Origin of the sequence: Flavobacterium cerinum, assembly GCF_004028155.1 — a bacterium.
Taxonomy (GTDB): Bacteria; Bacteroidota; Bacteroidia; order Flavobacteriales; family Flavobacteriaceae; genus Flavobacterium; species Flavobacterium cerinum.
In genome coordinates this window covers 35,555-52,916 of sequence record NZ_SBII01000001.1, presented here as the reverse complement: position 1 = coordinate 52,916, position 17,362 = coordinate 35,555, and the positions used below count along the sequence as shown (strand labels likewise).

Here is a 17,362-nt window from a genome sequence, read left to right as displayed (position 1 = left end):
CTCTCAAATTGAGAGGCTTTTTAACTAATCAAAACTATTAAATTCTAAAAAATTGAGCTTAAAATGAAGGTAGCTCATGGTAAACTTTGCTTTAAGCAAATTGTATTCGGTTGTAAGCAATTGGTTTTTTGATGTGGTAAAAACAATCACATTTACCAGTCCGTTTGTAAATTTAGACTGTGTTGTTTCAAACGATTTTTGTGCAAACGTTCTGGTTTGTTCCAGTTTTTGTGCCAATATTCCATTTTGTTCACGCTTAGCGGTTTCCTGTTCTATTGTTTGGCGCAGTTTTATTTTTTCCTGCTCGCTCTCTACCCTGCGCTGCTGGTTTTCTACTTTAGAAAGCTGCACGTCGCGGCGGTTTCTAAATCCATTAAAAACAGGAACCGATAATTGCAATCCCATATAATGGTTCTTGTTATCATTTAATTGTGTCCAAAACGGATCGACCTTATTCCCCGGCTGACTTAATGGTAAATAATAAAAAGAAGAATAAGAATAAAATGCAGATACAACAGGTAAGTAACCATTCTTTTGGATCTTTATATTTTTCTCTGAAATCGCTTCGTTCAACTGAGATGATCGTATTTTAGGATAGTGCTGTATTGCATTTTCAAATATTTCTGTAGCTGTTTTAGTTTCCGGATTGTCAAGCATCCCGAAGTTTTCCAGGACTATGTCATTAGGTGAAACTCCTGTTACATTTATAAGCTGAAGCAACAGTAGCTTCTGGTTGTACAACAATTGCCTTGTTTCTACAATAGTATTTTCTTCCTGTGCATAACTAACCTGCATATCATAAAGGTCGCTTTGGGGTTTGCTTCCTATCTCTACTTCTTTTTCTATGCGCGCCAAATTGAACTTCGCGTTCTGAAACTGGCTCGTTTGTATCTTTAGCAACTCCTGAGAATACAGCACATTAAAATAGTTTTCCAGCAACGATAATTGGTATTCGGCTGCTGTAGCTTCTTTATCGGCTTTTGCCTTTAGTATTGCAATTTTATCCCTGCGTGCCTGCGTGAATGTATTAAAATTAATAAGATCCATATTGGCATTCAACGCAAAATTATCCGACTGAATATTAGAACTTACCCTGCTGTTTGTTGCCGGGTTAATGGTAGATCCAATGCTATAACTGTGTGTACCCGTAAAACCCACCTTTGGCAAAAGTTCCATAACCGGACTCCTGTGCCTGGTTTCTGCACTTAATATATCGAGTTGTCTTAGCTGAAATTCGGGATTATTTTTCATACCCTCTTCCACACACCTGGAGAACGTCCATACTTCCTGGGCGGATACATTGTTACCGATCACAGCGAATAACATAATAAGAAATAGTAATAAGCGGTTCATTTTGGGCAGCGTTTTAGCAAGGCCTGCGGGAATTCCCACAGGCACATAGTATTTATACAACTTTATTATTATGGAACAATTACTCGTATTTAAGGTATTGAAGTACATTTACCCTTGTTGCCTGATAGGCCTTGGAAAGCACAACAAGTAAGGTAAGTATAAGCAATACTACAAAACCAAGAACAAACGGCATTACAGAGAACGATACCCTGTAAGCAAAGTTATCCAGCCACATGTCGAGTAAAGAGTAAACCGGGAATAGTGCAATAACAAACCCTACTATACAAAACATAATGTACTGTTTGGAAAGATCCTTTAAGAGTGTTTTCGTTTCGGCACCCAGTGTTTTCCTAATCGCAATTTCTTTCATTCTTCTCTGGATACTATAAGAGGCCAGAGAAAAGAGGCCAAAGAGTGCAATGAGTATAACGACAATATTTAATATCGAAAACAGATTGCGTTGTTTCACATAGTTTTCATAGGCCCTTGCATAATTCTTGTTCACAAAATCATACTTAAAAGGATATTCTGTATCTACTTTTTTATTCCAGAATTTTTCTATATCCGCAATGGTCTGCTCCATATTTTCGGCATCTACTTTCACATAGACCTGATTAACATTTTGTATCATCCAGTCTACCGTTTTATAATGAAAGAAAGTCATTGGCGGAATTGGCTCTTGCGGCCCATTAACATGAAAGTCTTTTACAACACCCACAATCTTAAATGCCGTCTCGTTCCATTCAATTTCTTTACCTATAATATCTTTATCTTTTAACTGTCTCATCGCTGTCTCATTGATCATGATCGCCGAAACCGTATCTGAAGCAAAAGCAGATGACAGGTTACGCCCTTTTGCAATACTTATTTTCATCATGTCCAGCATATCAAAATCTACCAGCACATTCTTACCCTGCACATTTATATCTTTATAAATATAGCTGGAAGAAGAACCAACACCAGTGCCAAAACCAAGAGAACCTGTAGACACCTGCTTAACGCCTTTTATTTTAGAGACTTCCTGTTTAATGGTAACATATCGTTGTATCATTTTTTTTAGATAGTTTTCATCTTTTTCATCATGTGAATTTCGATAAGCAACTTCTATCACCTGATCTCCTTTAAAGCCAAGCTCTTTTGTGCTCATATAATCTACCTGTCTGTATACAATCGAAGATCCAATTATAAAAAATGCCGCTATTGCAAATTGTGCTACCAGCATGCTGTTTCTAAGCCACACGCCGCTTTTGCTTCGCCCAAAATTACCCCTAAGTACCTTTAGCGTTTCAAAATTAGACACATATACTGCCGGAAATATACCTGCAACAATAACAGCAATAAAAAATATTACGACCAACTGCATATAAAACTGACTACCATACATTACAAGTTCCTTACCTAAAAAATTATTGTAATAGGGTAGTGATAGTTCTACAATTACTAATGCTACTAATATCGACGTCAGTATAAGAAGAACCGTTTCAAAAATAAACTGCTTCACTATATTACCTTTAGAAGCTCCCATTACTTTCCTGATTCCCACTTCTTTTGCCCTTTTTATAGCATTGGCTGTAGCCAGGTTCACATAGTTAACAATAGACAATACAAGAATAAGTATGGAAAGACCAGCCATAATAGTAAGGGACTGATAATTACCTTTACCTTCCGGGGATGCACTTACAACAGAATAGAGTCTTAGATCTTTTATCGGCTCCAGGGTTATCTTTATAGTTCCATATTTTTTGATGTATTGTTCTGGAGTAATACCTTCCTCTTTTGCCGATCTTTTTGTTCTGTATTCATAGTAAATATCTTCGGTTCCCTTTACAGCCTTATCCATGTACTTAGGGTCTTTAAGCTTTACCATAAGGGCATAATTAAAATTACCCCATTGCTCCTTATCCCTTTCCAGTCTCTTATTGATCTGTCCTGTTACTACCATAGGTGCATAAGACGACTTCCCCGGAATCCTGTAAACACCTTTTACTATGTAAAGCTTCGAACCATAGGTTACCTGCTTATTTATAGGATCTTCATCATTAAAAAGTAATTTCGCGGTTTCTTCAGACAGCGCTATACCCTCTCCTTCAATTGCAGTTTTAGCATCTCCTTTTATAAATTTAAAAGGATAAAAAGAGAAAAAATTAGGCTGGGCATCAATCTGTTTTTCAATAAGATATTTTTTGTCCTTATACTTTAAATAATCGCTTCCGTACCAATTATCTGTATAGCAATAATTTTCTACTTCCGGTATAAGTGCTTTCATTAAAGCTCCTGTAGGGGCAACATTAAACGACCAAAATTGCTGAGAATCCATAATATTTATTACTGCAAAGGCATTTTCTTTATTTGGGTTCCATTCGTCATATGCATGTTCGTCATTCCAGTATAGTATAGCAAATATAAGCCCGGCAATCCCCATAGCCAGCCCAAGTATATTTAGTGCTGTAAAGATCTTGTTGTTCTTTACCTGATGTAAAAATATTTTGATCCAATTTTTAAGCATAGTGATTTTTTTTGATTGATGATTTTAATCCCTCCTCAAGACAATAGTATTGCTGTCTATTCGTATTTAAGGTATTGAAGTACATTTACCCTGGTCGCCTGATAGGCTCTTGAAAGCACAACAAGTAAAGTAAGGATAAGCAATACCGCAAAACCAAGGATAAATGGCATTATCGAAAATGATACCCTGTAAGCAAAATTATCCAACCACATATCCAGTAATGAGTAAACAGGGAACAGTGCAATGGCAAATCCTATAATACAGAATACAATGTATTGTTTAGAGAGATCGCTCAATAGCGTTTTTGTTTCGGCTCCCAGTGTTTTCCGAATCGCAATTTCTTTCATCCTTCTCTGAATGCTGTAAGAAGCCAGCGAAAAGAGGCCAAAGAGCGCAATGAGTATTACCACAACATTTAATAAAGAGAATAGATTGCGCTGTTTCACATAGTTTTCATAAGCTCTTGCATAATTCTTGTTTACAAAATCATATTTAAATGGGTATTCTGTATCAATTTTTTTAGTCCAGAATTTTTCTATATCCCCAATAGTCTGCTCCATATTTTCGGGATCAACTTTTACATAAACATGACGAACATTCTCAATCATCCAGTCTACCGTTTTGTAATGAAAAAAAGTCATGGGTGGAATTGCTTCCTGCGGACCGGCAGCATGGAAATCTTTAACAATACCAACAATTTTAAATTTATTGTCATTCCAGTCGATCTCTTTACCTAGTATATTTTTATCTTTTAACTGTCTCGCAGCAGTCTCATTGATCAGGATTGATGAAACCGTATCTAAAGCAAAATTCGATGATAAATTACGTCCCTTAATTATTCCTATCTGCATCATATTCAACAGATCAAAATCTAACACTACATTCATACCCTGCACATTGATATTGTTGTACACATAGCCTGTAGAAGAGCCAACACCACCACCAAAGCTAACTGAACCTGTAGACACCTGCTTTACGCCTTTTATTTTAGATGTCTCCTGTTTTATGGTAAGGTATCGTTGTAACAATTTTTTCTCATAGCCCACTTCTCTGTAATCATATGGATTTCGATACTCAATATCTACAATCTGATCTCCTTTAAAGCCAAGCTCTTTGGTACTCATATAGTCTACCTGCCTGTACACAATAGAAGATCCTATTATAAAAAATGCAGCAATGGCAAATTGTAGTATCAACATACCGTTTCTAAGCCACACGCCATTTTTACTTCGTGCAAAATTGCCTTTAAGTACTTTTAGCGTTTCAAAATTAGAAACATATACTGCCGGAAAGATACCCGCCAGAACAACAGCAACCATGAATATTACTACCAGTTGTATATAAAACTGGTTTCCATGAATAACAAGATCCTTATTCAAAAAGTTATTATAATAAGGCAATGCAAGTTCTACAATTACCAAAGCCAACAATATAGCTGCCAGAATAATAAGAACCGTTTCAAAAATAAACTGCTTCACAATATTACCTTTAGAAGCCCCTAATGTTTTTCTGATCCCTATCTCTTTTGCTCTTTTTATGGCATTGGCCGTTGCCAGGTTCACATAGTTAACAACAGACAGCACAAGGATAAGTATTGAAAGTCCTATCATAATAGTTAGCGACTGATAATTACCCTGTCCTTCTGGTGAAGCACTTACAACAGAATGAAGTCTTAAATCTTTCATTGGCTGCAAATTCACAGTTATGCGTCCATTCTTCTTGACATATTCTTCAGGTGTCAGGCCTTCAGCTTGCGCCCATTTTTTTGTTCTGTGTTCAAAATAGATGTTTGCAAACCCCTTTTCTGCCTTTTCCTTATACTTCGGGTCTTTTAATTTTAGCATTAAACCAAAATTAAAGTTACCCCATTCAGTTTTGTTTGCATCCAGTGTTTTATCCATCTGCCCGGTCACAACCATTGGGGCAAAAGAGGACTTACCGGGAATCCTGTAAACCCCTTTTACAACATAAGGCTGCTCACCAAAAAACACCTGTTTATTTAAAGGGTCTTCATTACCAAAAAACAGTTTTGCCGTATCTTCAGATAGTGCTATACCTTCACCGGCAATAGCTGTTTTAGCATCGCCCTTTATAAACTCAAAAGGATAAAAAGAGAAAAAATTAGGCTGTGCATCAATGTGCTTTTCAATAAGTATTTTTTTATTCATATACTTTAAATGATCGCTGCTGTACCAATTATTGGTATAGCAGTAACTTTCTACTTCCGGTATAAAGTCTTTTGTCAAAGGGCCGGTAGGCGCCACATTAGATGACCACATTTGCTGTACATCTATAATGTTTATTACGGCAAAGACATTCTCTTTATTCGGGTTCCACCTGTCATACTCGTGCTCGTCATTCCAGTATAAAATGGCAAATATAAGCCCGGCAATTCCCATGGCCAGCCCAAGTATGTTTAACCCCGTAAAGATCTTATTGTTCTTTGCCTGGTATAAAAATATTTTAATCCAATTCTTAAGCATGATGATTTCTTTTGATTGATATTTTAATTCCTGCTCAATACAATAGCATTGCTGCCTATTCGTATTTAAGATATTTCAACACATTAACTCTTGTTGCTCTATAAGCCCTGCCCAGTACTACAATAAGAGTTAAAGCCATCAATACAACAAAACCAATTATAAACGGAAGGACAGAAATGCTTATTCGATATGAGAAATTATCCAACCATTTATCGAGCAGTATATAAACCGGAAATAATGCAATTAAAAACCCAACAACACAAAATATAATATACTGTTTAGATAATTCTTTTAAGAGTACACTTGTATCTGCTCCAAGTGTTTTACGTATAGCTATTTCTTTCATTCTGCGCTGTATGCTATAAGATGCCAAGGCGAATAACCCAAACAGCGCTATCATGATCACTGCAATATTGAGCAACGAAAAAAGATTTCTTTGGCGAACAAAACTCTGATATGACCGCGCAAAATTTTTGTCTACAAAATCATAGCTAAAAGGATAGTCAGGGTCTACCGTGCGCCATAGCTCTTCCATTTCTGCAACGGCTGATTCCATATATTTAGGGTTTACCTTTACATAAATATTATTTGTATTCTGTATCATCCAGTTCATTGTCTTATAATGTGAAAAAATCATTGGAGGAATAGGATCCTGCGGATTGTTAAGGTGAAAGTCTTTTACAATGCCTATAATTTTAAACTTCTTGTCATCCCAATATGTAACATATTTACCAACAGGATCTTTCAGATTAAACATCTTAACCGCTGTTTCATTTAAGAGTACAGAGTTAATCGTATCTGATGCAAAGTTGGGAGAGAGGTCCCTGCCTTTTGCTATTTTTATTTTCATTAAATCCAGAAGATCAAAATCAACAATCATATATTGTAATGACACTTCCTTATCACCACAAGTAAATGTAGTTTGTTGTGAAGCGCCTCCCCCGATCCTGAATGTTCCTCCGGAAACCTGTTCAACACCTTTTATAGACAACAATCTTTCTTTAACTGAAACATATTTTCTTGCCAGAATTTTGTCAAAATTGTCTACCGTAAAATCATAAGGATTTCTGTAATTAATATCAATAATCTGATCTCCTTTAAAACCAAGGTCTTTAGACCCCAGATAGTTTACCTGCTGATTTACGATATAGGAACCAACAATAAAGAATGAAGCAATGCTAAACTGAAATACCAGCATGCCATTGCGTAACCATATCCCTTTTTTACTTCTGGAAAAATTGCCTTTAAGGACATTAATCGATTCGAACTTTGAAACATATATGGCAGGCATGATCCCTGATAAGGCAACAATTATAATAAATACTGCCAGAAGCTGCATATGAAGCTGAGTGCCCTTTATGACCAGTTCTTTGCCCAAAAACATATTATAATAGGGTAATGAAATTTCTACTATTACCATAGCCAGCAGCATAGAAAATAATGTGGTAAGCACAGTTTCAAAAACAAACTGTTTAACAATGTTACCTTTAGAGGCTCCCAGTATTTTGCGTACACCAACTTCTTTTGCCCTTTTAATGGCATTAGCTGTAGCAAGATTTACATAATTAACTATCGATATTAGTAGTATCAATAAAGACAGTCCCAGCATAATAAGCAAAAACTGATAATTCCCCCTTCCTTCAGGCACATCGCTTACACGGGAATGTAATCTGAGGTCTTTAAGCGATTCCAGATAAATTTTGGTTTTACCATACCTATCAACATATTCTTTTGTAGAAATTCCGCTTTCTACAGCACTCCTTTTTGTACCATAATCATAGTATAAACCCTCAATTTTATCCTGTACAGTTGCAACTTTAGCAGGATCTTTTAGTTTAACCAGCATGGCAAAACTAAAACTGCCCCAACGTGATTCTTTTTCTTTTAATTTAGGATTGATCTCACAAGTAACCAAATCAGGTTCAAAAGACGATTTCCCTTTCAGTTTATAAACACCCTTTACTGTAAATGATTTGTCTCCCGATTGGATTACTTCCCCCATTGGGTTATCACTGCCAAACAATCGTTTCGCTGTTTTTTCAGATAGAACAACAGTACCTTCTTGCAGTGCTGTTGCCGAATTACCCATTGTAAATTCGAAAGGAAAAAAACTAAAAAAATTCTTTTGTGCATCGGTAACCTTCTCAATTATTGCCTTTTTACCCTTGTATTGCATAACAGCACTGGTATACCAGGCATTCATATAGCAATATTCTGTCACCTCCGGTATTGATGACAGATACGACCCAACAGGTGCTGCACTCGCTCCCCATACTTTATTTTCACCCAGATCAACTACAGAGTAGAATATCCTTTCTTTATCCGGGTTCCATGCATTGTAAGAATGTTCGTCATTCCAGTACAGAATGGCAAAAATTAATCCTGCAATTCCCATAGCCAGCCCCAGCACGTTTAATGCCGTAAAAAACTTATTGTTCTTTATTTGGTATAAAAATATTTTAAGCCAATTATTGATCATGATTGTTTTTGATTGATGATGATTTTAATACTGTTCTTAGTTACTAACTAAAACATCAACATTTCTGCTGTTTCGTTTTTCGCTCAATATCATTCCGTCTTTCATGAAAATGGTTTTTTGAGAAAAAGACGCATCATGATCAGAGTGCGTTACCATTAAAATAGTGGCGCCATTGGCATGAAGATCTGTAAGCAGTTCCATAACCTCATTACCATTTTTACTGTCCAGGTTTCCTGTGGGCTCATCGGCAAGAATAACTTTTGGATTGGTTACCAATGCTCGCGCTACTGCTGCCCTTTGCTGCTGCCCTCCCGATAACTGTTGCGGAAAATGCTTTAATCGGTGTGATATAGCTAGACGCTCTGCAATAGCTTCTACTCTTTGTTTCCTTTCTCCCGATGGTACATTATTGTAAATAAGCGGTAGTTCGATATTGTCATATACAGACAGTTCATCGATAAGGTTGAAGTTCTGGAAAACAAAACCAATGTTCTGCTTTCTTACTTTCGACTTTTCCGACTCACTCAAACCGTTTATCTCCTTATCTAAGAGTTTATAACTTCCTCCCGAAGCGTTATCTAAAAGACCAACGATATTTAATAAGGTCGATTTACCACAACCCGATGCTCCCATAATGGTTACAAATTCACCTTGTTTTACTTCAAGAGAGATTTCATTAAGCGCTTTGGTCTCTACTTCTTCTGTCCTGAATACTTTTGAAAGATTTTGAATTTTGATCATGACTGTTGTTTTTTGTTTGATACCATGGCAGATTGATTAGTTCTGCATAAGGCAATGATTAGTTATTGTTCGTTTTTCTGATTGATGATTGAACCGCCTCTCGGCTATAAATTTGATGATGATATATTTAATTGATAAATCTTTACAGTATAATTTTCACTATGGCTGCCACAATAAAAATAAATAATAAAACTACTTTCCCCATACCGCTAATTGTTATTAATGTTTAAGACTTCTATTTTCTCGTAATCTTTATACGATGATGTAATTACTTTTTCATCAGGTTTCAGGCCTTCTACAATTTCATAATACAGCGGATTCTCACGCCCTATTTTTATATTCCTTCGCTCTGCCTTATCTCTATTAACTACAAATATCCATTTGCCGGCTGTATCTTCATAAAAACTCCCTTTAGATAATACTGTAGTTTTTGTTTTCTCAGATAACATGAGTCGCACTCCAAAACTAAGTCCCTGCCTTAAATCAAGTTCTTTAGTATCAGTAAAGTTAAGTTCTACAATAAACCTTCCGTTCTTAACCTCGGGTATTACTTTAGCAACTTCTACTTTTATGATCTGACCTTTATAATCGATCTGACCAGACTGCCCTTCAGAAATCCGTTCCAAATAAAATTCATCCACATCGGCCATTAGCTTATAACCCTTCATTACATCTATCTTTCCTATACTTTCACCTGCCTGGTAATTTTTACCCAGTACAGGTTCAAAAGAAGTTAACCTTCCGGCCAATGGTGCCGTTACTAAGAAGTTCTTTTTATTCGTTCTCAATATATCAAGGCTCTTGTACATGATACCTTGCGACTGGCTTATTTGTGCTATCTGTATCTGGTTGGCCTGCTTTTCTTTTTGTATACTTTGCTGAATTATATTTTTACGTTCCTTTTGAAATCTAAAGTTTTCCTGAGTCTTTTCCCATTCGTTTTTAGAAAGTATCTCCTCTTTATACAATTTCTGGTTCAGGTCATACAAAGTCTTTGCATCAAGGTAGTCATGTTCTATAGCCACAAGGTCTTTTGCCATATTAAGTTCCTGATTTCTTAAATCAAGTTTTGCCTTGCTCAGGTTATTGATCTGTTCAATGATTGAGGTTTCCTGTGTCACATAGCTCAACTCTGTATTCGGATTGTAAAGTCTGGCAAGTGGCTGCCCTTTAGTTACAAAATCGCCATTCTCAACAAATATCTCCTGTATCGAGCCACCCTCAATAACATTTAACAGCATCGAATTCAAAGGTTCTACCTTTGCCTGAAAAACAATAAAGTCTTCAAAAAAATTATTTTCAACCGTTTTAATAACGACCTCCCCCCTTTTAACATCAAGACTTCTCTTTTTAGTGACTGCAGCATAAACAAAATAACCTGCCAATAAAAAAGCTGTCAAAGCAATTATCAGGTATTTATTTTTTCTACTTTTACGAGTAACGATGGTGTCCATTTCAGTTTGTTTGATAAGCAATAAGTCAATTTTGTGCCACAATTTTAAAAATTACAGCACTATAAAAATCAATAACTTATAATTTTACCGAAATTACAAACTGTCCGAAAATGAACACCTTTTGTCCGTAAACGCACAGTCCATGAAAAAAACGCAGGCAACAATTTTAGTGATCGACGACCAGGAAGATATACTCTTTGCATCTAAGATGGTTTTAAAGAAACATTTTGAAACCATCCATACCCTTAACGAACCTAAAAAGATCATTAATATGCTTTCTGAACATGGTATTGATGTGGTATTGCTGGACATGAATTACCGCATTGGTTTTGAAGATGGACGCGAAGGTATCTATGCCCTTAAAGAGATAAAAACATTTTCGCCTCAAACTATAGTAATATTAATGACGGCTTTTGGCAAAGTAGAAACAGCAGTAGAAGGATTAAAATTGGGTGCTTTCGATTATATCCTCAAACCTTGGGATAATGAAAAACTGGTACAGGTAGTAAAATCAGCAGTAGAAGAAAGTAGAAAGGAAAAGAAAAAGGCACTGAAAACTCCTTCCAAAAATGCCTTTTTTATAGGAAATTCACCTGCCATACAAAAGGCCTATTCCTTGGCTGAAAAAGTAGCCAAAACTGATGCTAACGTACTTATTCTTGGTGAGAATGGTACCGGCAAATATGTAATGGCAAATTATGTGCATCAAAATTCCAACAGGGCAAATCAACAATTCGTCCATGTTGATCTTGGATCACTAAATGATAATATTTTTGAGAGCGAACTTTTCGGTTATGTCAAAGGCGCCTTTACCGATGCCAAGGTAGATACTCCCGGGCGTTTTGAACTGGCTAATAACGGAACTATATTCTTAGACGAAATAGGCAATGTACCATTACACCTACAGGCAAAACTGCTTCAGGTACTGCAAAACAAATCAGTCACCCGATTAGGAGAAGCCAAACCGCGCCCCCTGAATGTCCGCATCATTACAGCAACAAATATCGACCTGAAACAAGAAACGGCTCATAAGAACTTTAGGGAAGATTTGTATTATCGTATCAATACAATGGAAATTACGCTGCCTCCACTTAGGGAAAGGAAAGAAGATATGGCACCATTAGCCGAATTTCTGTTGGAGAAGATGATAGATAAGTATGATCGCGATGCAATTACTTTCGAAAAAGATACCTTAAAGCGTATAGTAATGCATTCATGGAATGGAAACATACGTGAGATGGAAAACAAGATAGAACGTGCCGTAATTCTGTGCGAGAACAATATCATTACATTATCCGATCTCGATCTAAACGATATTCCGGTTCTTCAAACGAATCATGATGTTCAGCTGGCAGACATCGAAAAGGCAACAATAGAGAAAATACTTCAAAAGCATAATTTCAATATCAGCAAATCTGCCGAAGAGTTAGGATTATCGCGCGCAGCTCTATACAGACGTATGGAAAAACACGAAATAAACAACAACTAATTTATACCACATGAAACTATACCAACTCCTTTTTATTCGGCTTATTTTCATTTTATTGGCTATAGTATGTAGTTTCATTATATATGAAAAACAACTAACATATACATCTCTACTTTTTCTCGTTGCTTTTTTTGTGTTGCTAATCGAATTGTTTTCTTTTATAAGATCCTCTTTTTTGTTTTATGATAAAACCATATCGGCAATTCTTAATAATGATTTTTCTGCCGATTTTTCAAAACATAAAACAGTTCAAAATTATAATAGCCTGTTCACGCTTTACAATACACTAAAAGACAAACAGAACGAACATACTTCCAAAGACCTTGTCTACCGTGCCATCCTGAATAATATAGAAACAGGCGTATTAATTCTTCAGAAGAAAAATACCGACTGGGATATTTTCCTGATGAACGATTATTTTTCAGAACATTTTGACATACCAAAAGTATCCAAATGGAAGTACCTCAAAAATCAATTACCGGTATTATGCTCCATTATTGAAGACCGCAATTTTGAAGATATCCGCACATCGGTACAAATAAGGGTAGACAAACAGGACGATCAAACCTTTATGCTGCAAACCTCTAAAACGAAAACCTATAATGAAGATTACTATATTATCCTGTTAGATTCGATCCAGAAGGTAGTAGCAAAAAAAGAAAAGGAAGCCTGGATAAACCTCATGAAGGTAATATCTCATGAGTTGATGAACTCTGTAACCCCTATACGCTCCCTGGCACAAAACCTTGAAGATATAGTAGGACAGGAATCGTTGTCTAAAGACGACATGGAAGATATAAAACAAAGTGTATCGGCAATGATACATCGAAGTGATCATCTCCAGAGTTTTATTGATAGCTATAGAAAACTGGCCATGCTGCCATCCCCTAATAAAGAAAGCATCGAACTCAGTACCTTATTAAAAAATGTTTTACAGATAATGAATCCTCTATTTGTAAACGCCGGAGTTACTGTGAACAACACAATTAACAATAACCGCTGGTTAACGGTCGATGTACTCCAAATGGAGCAGGTTCTTATAAACTTGCTTACCAATAGTATATATGCTTTAGAAAACAAAACAGAAAAGCATATCGAAATAACATCAGAGATTAAAAGCAATCGTGTCTTTTATAGGGGTTAAAACAGAATGTACTAACTAATAATTATAAAAAAGGTCGAAAAAGCCTTAAAAATAAGGCATTTACAGCAAAAAGGTCGGAAGTATAAAAAAATTCAAAGTGTACCATTACTACCGTTACCTACAGTTTCACTACCATTTTAAAAGTCAAAATTACGCCATTAGCGCGATTATTACTATTGCAGGTATAAAAGATCACATAGAATACCTTTAAACAGCTTAAATAAAGGCATTATAAGCTTTAAAAGCTCTTTAAACTACATACTCGAATATTCTATACACAGCCATCCTAAACCGATGGCTGTTTTTTTTGCATAACCATAAAAAAAACTTTGGAAGGACATTTGCATGGACATTTGGACGGACAAAATGAGGTTTTTGGATGTATGTTTCAATAACCCATACTTAAAAAAAAGGTGCAAATATCACTATGTTTTAATACATATAACCCCCTATAAAACATAATACATTAAAAAGTATAACAGCGATAATTAATTGAAAATCAAAACAATAAACGTTTAAATGATATGTAATTCAATATAAATGTTGTGTGTGCTGCGTTTTACTTTGCTAAAAGGTGCTTTATCTGCATCATTTCAGCCTCCAAATCAACAACCCTGTCATATAAGTCAGCAGGATTAGGTAACTCAAAGAGCAATCCTAACTTAACTTCCCATATTTCAATAATATCATCAGGTGTAATTGAAAATGAAGGGTATTCTTTTCTATTATCACTTTTACAGATCAGGTTATTATATTTTTTAAGCCTATTAAGAACTCGCTTTACAATAACACCATCACTTTGGGTCATAATTACATAAATCCTATCATCTTTAATGTCACGAGGCCAATTCTCAACCCATTCGCCAACCACAATAGCCCCATGATGTAAAGTGTTATTCATACTATGCCCTTTTACCTGAAACATTCTGAATGTTCCATTATTAAGGTTTGGCATTCTATATGTCGGTAGGGTTTTGATAAATTCAGGGTCTCCATATCCTGTAAGATAACCTGCTGCTGCTTTTATAGGGACTAAGACAATATTGTCACGTTGGTGCGAATCGACTGTAACAACAGCCGGAAACTGATCTTTAGTTTTATCAGTTGAAACCACAACTTTAACATCATTTAACGATTTATTGGCAGGTTCTACACCTGTAGCAATCCAATCAAGAGAGACATTGAATTTGGAAGATATTTCCAATAACAAACTAAGAGTTGGCTCTAATATACCCCTCTCAATCTTGCTGTACTGGCTATTATCAACCCCTATTTTGGAAGAAAATTCCAATTGGGTCATGTTGTTTTGCTTCCTTAAATCCTTAATTCTCAAATGTATAGTCATATATTCGTAAATTAATTGGAATATTTTTCCATTAATGTTTGATAAATTGGAATATTATTCCATATTTTTGTCCTGAACAAAAGACAAAATGCAATTATGGGCAAACGTACGAAAAATTATAACAAATACAATGAGGACATTCTGAACCAGTTAAAACTGAAATTCGGATTTTCAATTGACTATTTGCGCAAGTGTTTGCGAGGTGATCGTACAGGTGTAATGCCTGATACTATCAAAAAAGAATACAACGTTTTGGACAATGCTTCCAAAACGGCTATCGAAATAAAAAGCAACAGTTTAAATCAAGAGTAATTATGCCTCACTATTTAGGACAAACACTGGTTGTTACCAAAGATGAGCTCGTACCAAGGTTTTGGAGCTGTTATGATAACCTCGGTAAAGAACTGAGCCGGTACAAAAACAAACAATATGGTATTAAGCGTGCCATGCTTGGAGGAAATGGTAGACAGTTGCTGATTCTCTTTGATAGCCTTTCTAAAGAGGTTCAGGAAGCCATAGGAGACCCTCGACAGCCACAGCATATACTCGAAAATTACTATAAGATAGATACTGAAGCTGTTGATTTCTACAATAACAAATTTCAATATCCCGATGGTAGTTATTTACTGCCTGCCACTATTGAAAAGAATATTATTAATGCGAGCATGCTTCAGGCTGTTATAAAACTTGAAGCTGCAAGAGAAAGTGAAAGGATTGCAAAAGGCGGTTCTATGAGAGGTATTGCTGATACACTTTATACCGATGCACACAGCTTTAATGCCATACTTCTTAAAAAGTTTGATGTTGAGCATACTTTAAACGGCAATTTAAGGCGGTTTAAACAGCAATTAAAGGCTTTTAAAGAGGATAGTTATAAATCCCTGATAAAAGATGCTGAGGGTAATATCAAAAAGAATGCTCTTAAACGCGATTCACAAACTGATCAGTTATTGAATAACCTGTTTGCAGGTAGAGGTCATAAACCAAATGCCACCGATATAGCAAAAGAGTATGAGGCTTTCTTAAATGGTTACATCGAGGTTGTAAATGAGGAATCAGCCGAATTATATGACCCAAAACAATTTAAGCCTCTCAGCCCGTCAACAATAAGCCTTTATCTAAGGTCCTACGAAAGTAAGATAGGTACTTATGCAAAAAGAAGCGGTGACCGTCAGAAACTAATGCAGGGATTCATCCCTTACGAATCATTAGAGCAGCCAACTTTTGCAGGCTCTATGATTTCGATTGATGACAGACAACCTCCTTTTAAATATGAGAACGGACAAAGGATGTGGTGGTATTTAGGTATCGATTTGGCAAGTGAGGCAATAACAGCATGGGCATACGGTAAGACCAAAGAGGAATTAATCCAAAACTTTTATCGCCAACTGGTTAGAAATTATCACGAGTGGGGCATGCATCTTCCTGATGCACTTGAATGTGAAAGCTCTTTGAATAGTTCTTTTAAAAATACCTTTTTACAAGATGGTTATATGTTCCAAAACGTTCAGATACACCCCAATTCGGCAAGGTCTAAAAGAATCGAAAGGTATTACAGGGATTTAAGATATGGTATTGAAAAAGAGCAAGAGGGATGGATTGCAAGACCTTTTGCTTTGTCTGAGTCCAATCAGACCGGTTCAACGCAGGTACCGCTTGTACCGTACGAAAAACTGGTACAGCAATCATTTGCAAATATTGTTACATGGAATAATATGCCAAATGGTCAAAACAAGAGCATCAGCCGGTTCGAGTATTTCCAAAACCATCAGCACCCGAACCTTAAACCTACAAATTACAAATCATTCCTCAAATATTTAGGGGAAAAAACAAAGAGCAGCTGCAAGGCAGGACTGATGAAGCTACAAAATAGCGAGTGGGTATTAGGTGATGATGGTGATATATACACAGGCGAAAACCTTATAAGGTTGCTTAAGGTTGTTGAGGGTAAGGATATAGACATCTATTGGCTTGACGACAATAAAGGCGATGTTTTAAAAGCGTTGATCTATGACAGCACAGGAAGATATATATGTGAGGCACTTCCTAAACCAATAGGAGCTAAAGCACCGATTGAGGCCACTGCAAAACATATTGATGCCCGCGAGATCATGTCAAGATACCGAAATACAGTTACTGCTTACATGCAGATGCAGAAAAATTCAATTGACCGTGTTACAGTCATTGACAACAGGAAAAAAACCATTTCAGACACTTTCACAATACCAGGTATCGAAAAATTTGTACCCCGTCTTGATACTGTAGAAGAGATTGAAAGCCATAATGAAGATGAGGAATTCACTTATACACCTCAGACAAATAAAGCATCAGGATTAATGAGCACCTTTTTTAAACAAACACTATAAGC

The 17,362-nt window shown here is 36.1% G+C and carries 10 protein-coding genes; 3 read left to right on the top strand and 7 right to left on the bottom strand.

The annotated features are described in order from the left end of the window. Positions 1-24 precede the first annotated feature (24 nt). The 6 genes from EPI11_RS00305 to EPI11_RS00280 form a co-directional block, all read right to left on the bottom strand. Positions 25-1,353 carry a TolC family protein gene (locus tag EPI11_RS00305; protein ID WP_164879089.1) on the bottom strand — a complete coding sequence of 443 codons (1,329 nt, stop codon included), beginning with the start codon at positions 1,351-1,353 and terminating at the stop codon, positions 25-27. 79 nt (positions 1,354-1,432) lie between these two features. After that, a complete protein-coding gene (locus EPI11_RS00300) occupies positions 1,433-3,859 on the bottom strand; it encodes an ABC transporter permease (protein ID WP_128387960.1) in 2,427 nt (808 codons plus the stop codon). 56 nt (positions 3,860-3,915) lie between these two features. After that, a complete protein-coding gene (locus EPI11_RS00295) occupies positions 3,916-6,342 on the bottom strand; it encodes an ABC transporter permease (RefSeq protein ID WP_128387959.1) in 2,427 nt (808 codons plus the stop codon). 55 nt (positions 6,343-6,397) lie between these two features. Then, positions 6,398-8,821: an ABC transporter permease gene (locus EPI11_RS00290; RefSeq protein WP_128387958.1), complete on the bottom strand. Its 2,424-nt coding sequence runs from the start codon at positions 8,819-8,821 to the stop codon at positions 6,398-6,400. A 36-nt stretch (positions 8,822-8,857) separates the two neighbouring features. Then, positions 8,858-9,562, bottom strand: coding sequence for an ABC transporter ATP-binding protein (locus EPI11_RS00285; RefSeq protein WP_128387957.1), 705 nt, complete (start codon positions 9,560-9,562; stop codon positions 8,858-8,860). Positions 9,563-9,771: 209 nt separating this feature from the next. Beyond that, the gene (locus EPI11_RS00280) at positions 9,772-11,016 is read right to left on the bottom strand and encodes an efflux RND transporter periplasmic adaptor subunit (RefSeq protein WP_128387956.1); all 1,245 of its coding nucleotides are present in this window, start codon (positions 11,014-11,016) and stop codon (positions 9,772-9,774) included. A gap of 142 nt (positions 11,017-11,158) precedes the next feature. Between EPI11_RS00280 and EPI11_RS00275 the strand changes: the two genes are divergently transcribed. Together EPI11_RS00275 and EPI11_RS00270 are read left to right on the top strand one after the other, a co-directional pair. Next, positions 11,159-12,505 (top strand): sigma-54-dependent transcriptional regulator, encoded by a 1,347-nt coding sequence (locus EPI11_RS00275; protein WP_128387955.1) that lies wholly within the window; start codon positions 11,159-11,161, stop codon positions 12,503-12,505. 175 nt (positions 12,506-12,680) lie between these two features. Then, entirely contained in the window at positions 12,681-13,649 is a 969-nt protein-coding gene (locus tag EPI11_RS00270; RefSeq protein ID WP_206619078.1) for a sensor histidine kinase, read from the top strand. A gap of 559 nt (positions 13,650-14,208) precedes the next feature. On the opposite strand, the gene EPI11_RS00265 is transcribed toward EPI11_RS00270, so the two are convergent. Beyond that, positions 14,209-14,994, bottom strand: coding sequence for an XRE family transcriptional regulator (locus tag EPI11_RS00265; protein ID WP_128387954.1), 786 nt, complete (start codon positions 14,992-14,994; stop codon positions 14,209-14,211). A 314-nt stretch (positions 14,995-15,308) separates the two neighbouring features. Between EPI11_RS00265 and EPI11_RS00260 the strand changes: the two genes are divergently transcribed. Then, the gene (locus EPI11_RS00260; RefSeq protein WP_128387953.1) at positions 15,309-17,360 is read left to right on the top strand and encodes a hypothetical protein; all 2,052 of its coding nucleotides are present in this window, start codon (positions 15,309-15,311) and stop codon (positions 17,358-17,360) included. The last annotated feature ends 2 nt before the right edge of the window (positions 17,361-17,362 follow it).

What these genes read in the sequence shown, in the direction of transcription:
- EPI11_RS00260 (WP_128387953.1), top strand. Translation starts at nt 15,309, where the DNA reads ATGCCTCACTATTTAGGACAAACACTGGTTGTTACCAAAGATGAGCTC.
- EPI11_RS00280 (WP_128387956.1), bottom strand. Translation starts at nt 11,016, where the DNA reads ATGGACACCATCGTTACTCGTAAAAGTAGAAAAAATAAATACCTGATA.
- EPI11_RS00290 (WP_128387958.1), bottom strand. Translation starts at nt 8,821, where the DNA reads ATGATCAATAATTGGCTTAAAATATTTTTATACCAAATAAAGAACAAT.
- EPI11_RS00300 (WP_128387960.1), bottom strand. Translation starts at nt 3,859, where the DNA reads ATGCTTAAAAATTGGATCAAAATATTTTTACATCAGGTAAAGAACAAC.
- EPI11_RS00265 (WP_128387954.1), bottom strand. Translation starts at nt 14,994, where the DNA reads ATGACTATACATTTGAGAATTAAGGATTTAAGGAAGCAAAACAACATG.
- EPI11_RS00295 (WP_128387959.1), bottom strand. Translation starts at nt 6,342, where the DNA reads ATGCTTAAGAATTGGATTAAAATATTTTTATACCAGGCAAAGAACAAT.
- EPI11_RS00275 (WP_128387955.1), top strand. Translation starts at nt 11,159, where the DNA reads ATGAAAAAAACGCAGGCAACAATTTTAGTGATCGACGACCAGGAAGAT.
- EPI11_RS00285 (WP_128387957.1), bottom strand. Translation starts at nt 9,562, where the DNA reads ATGATCAAAATTCAAAATCTTTCAAAAGTATTCAGGACAGAAGAAGTA.
- EPI11_RS00305 (WP_164879089.1), bottom strand. Translation starts at nt 1,353, where the DNA reads ATGAACCGCTTATTACTATTTCTTATTATGTTATTCGCTGTGATCGGT.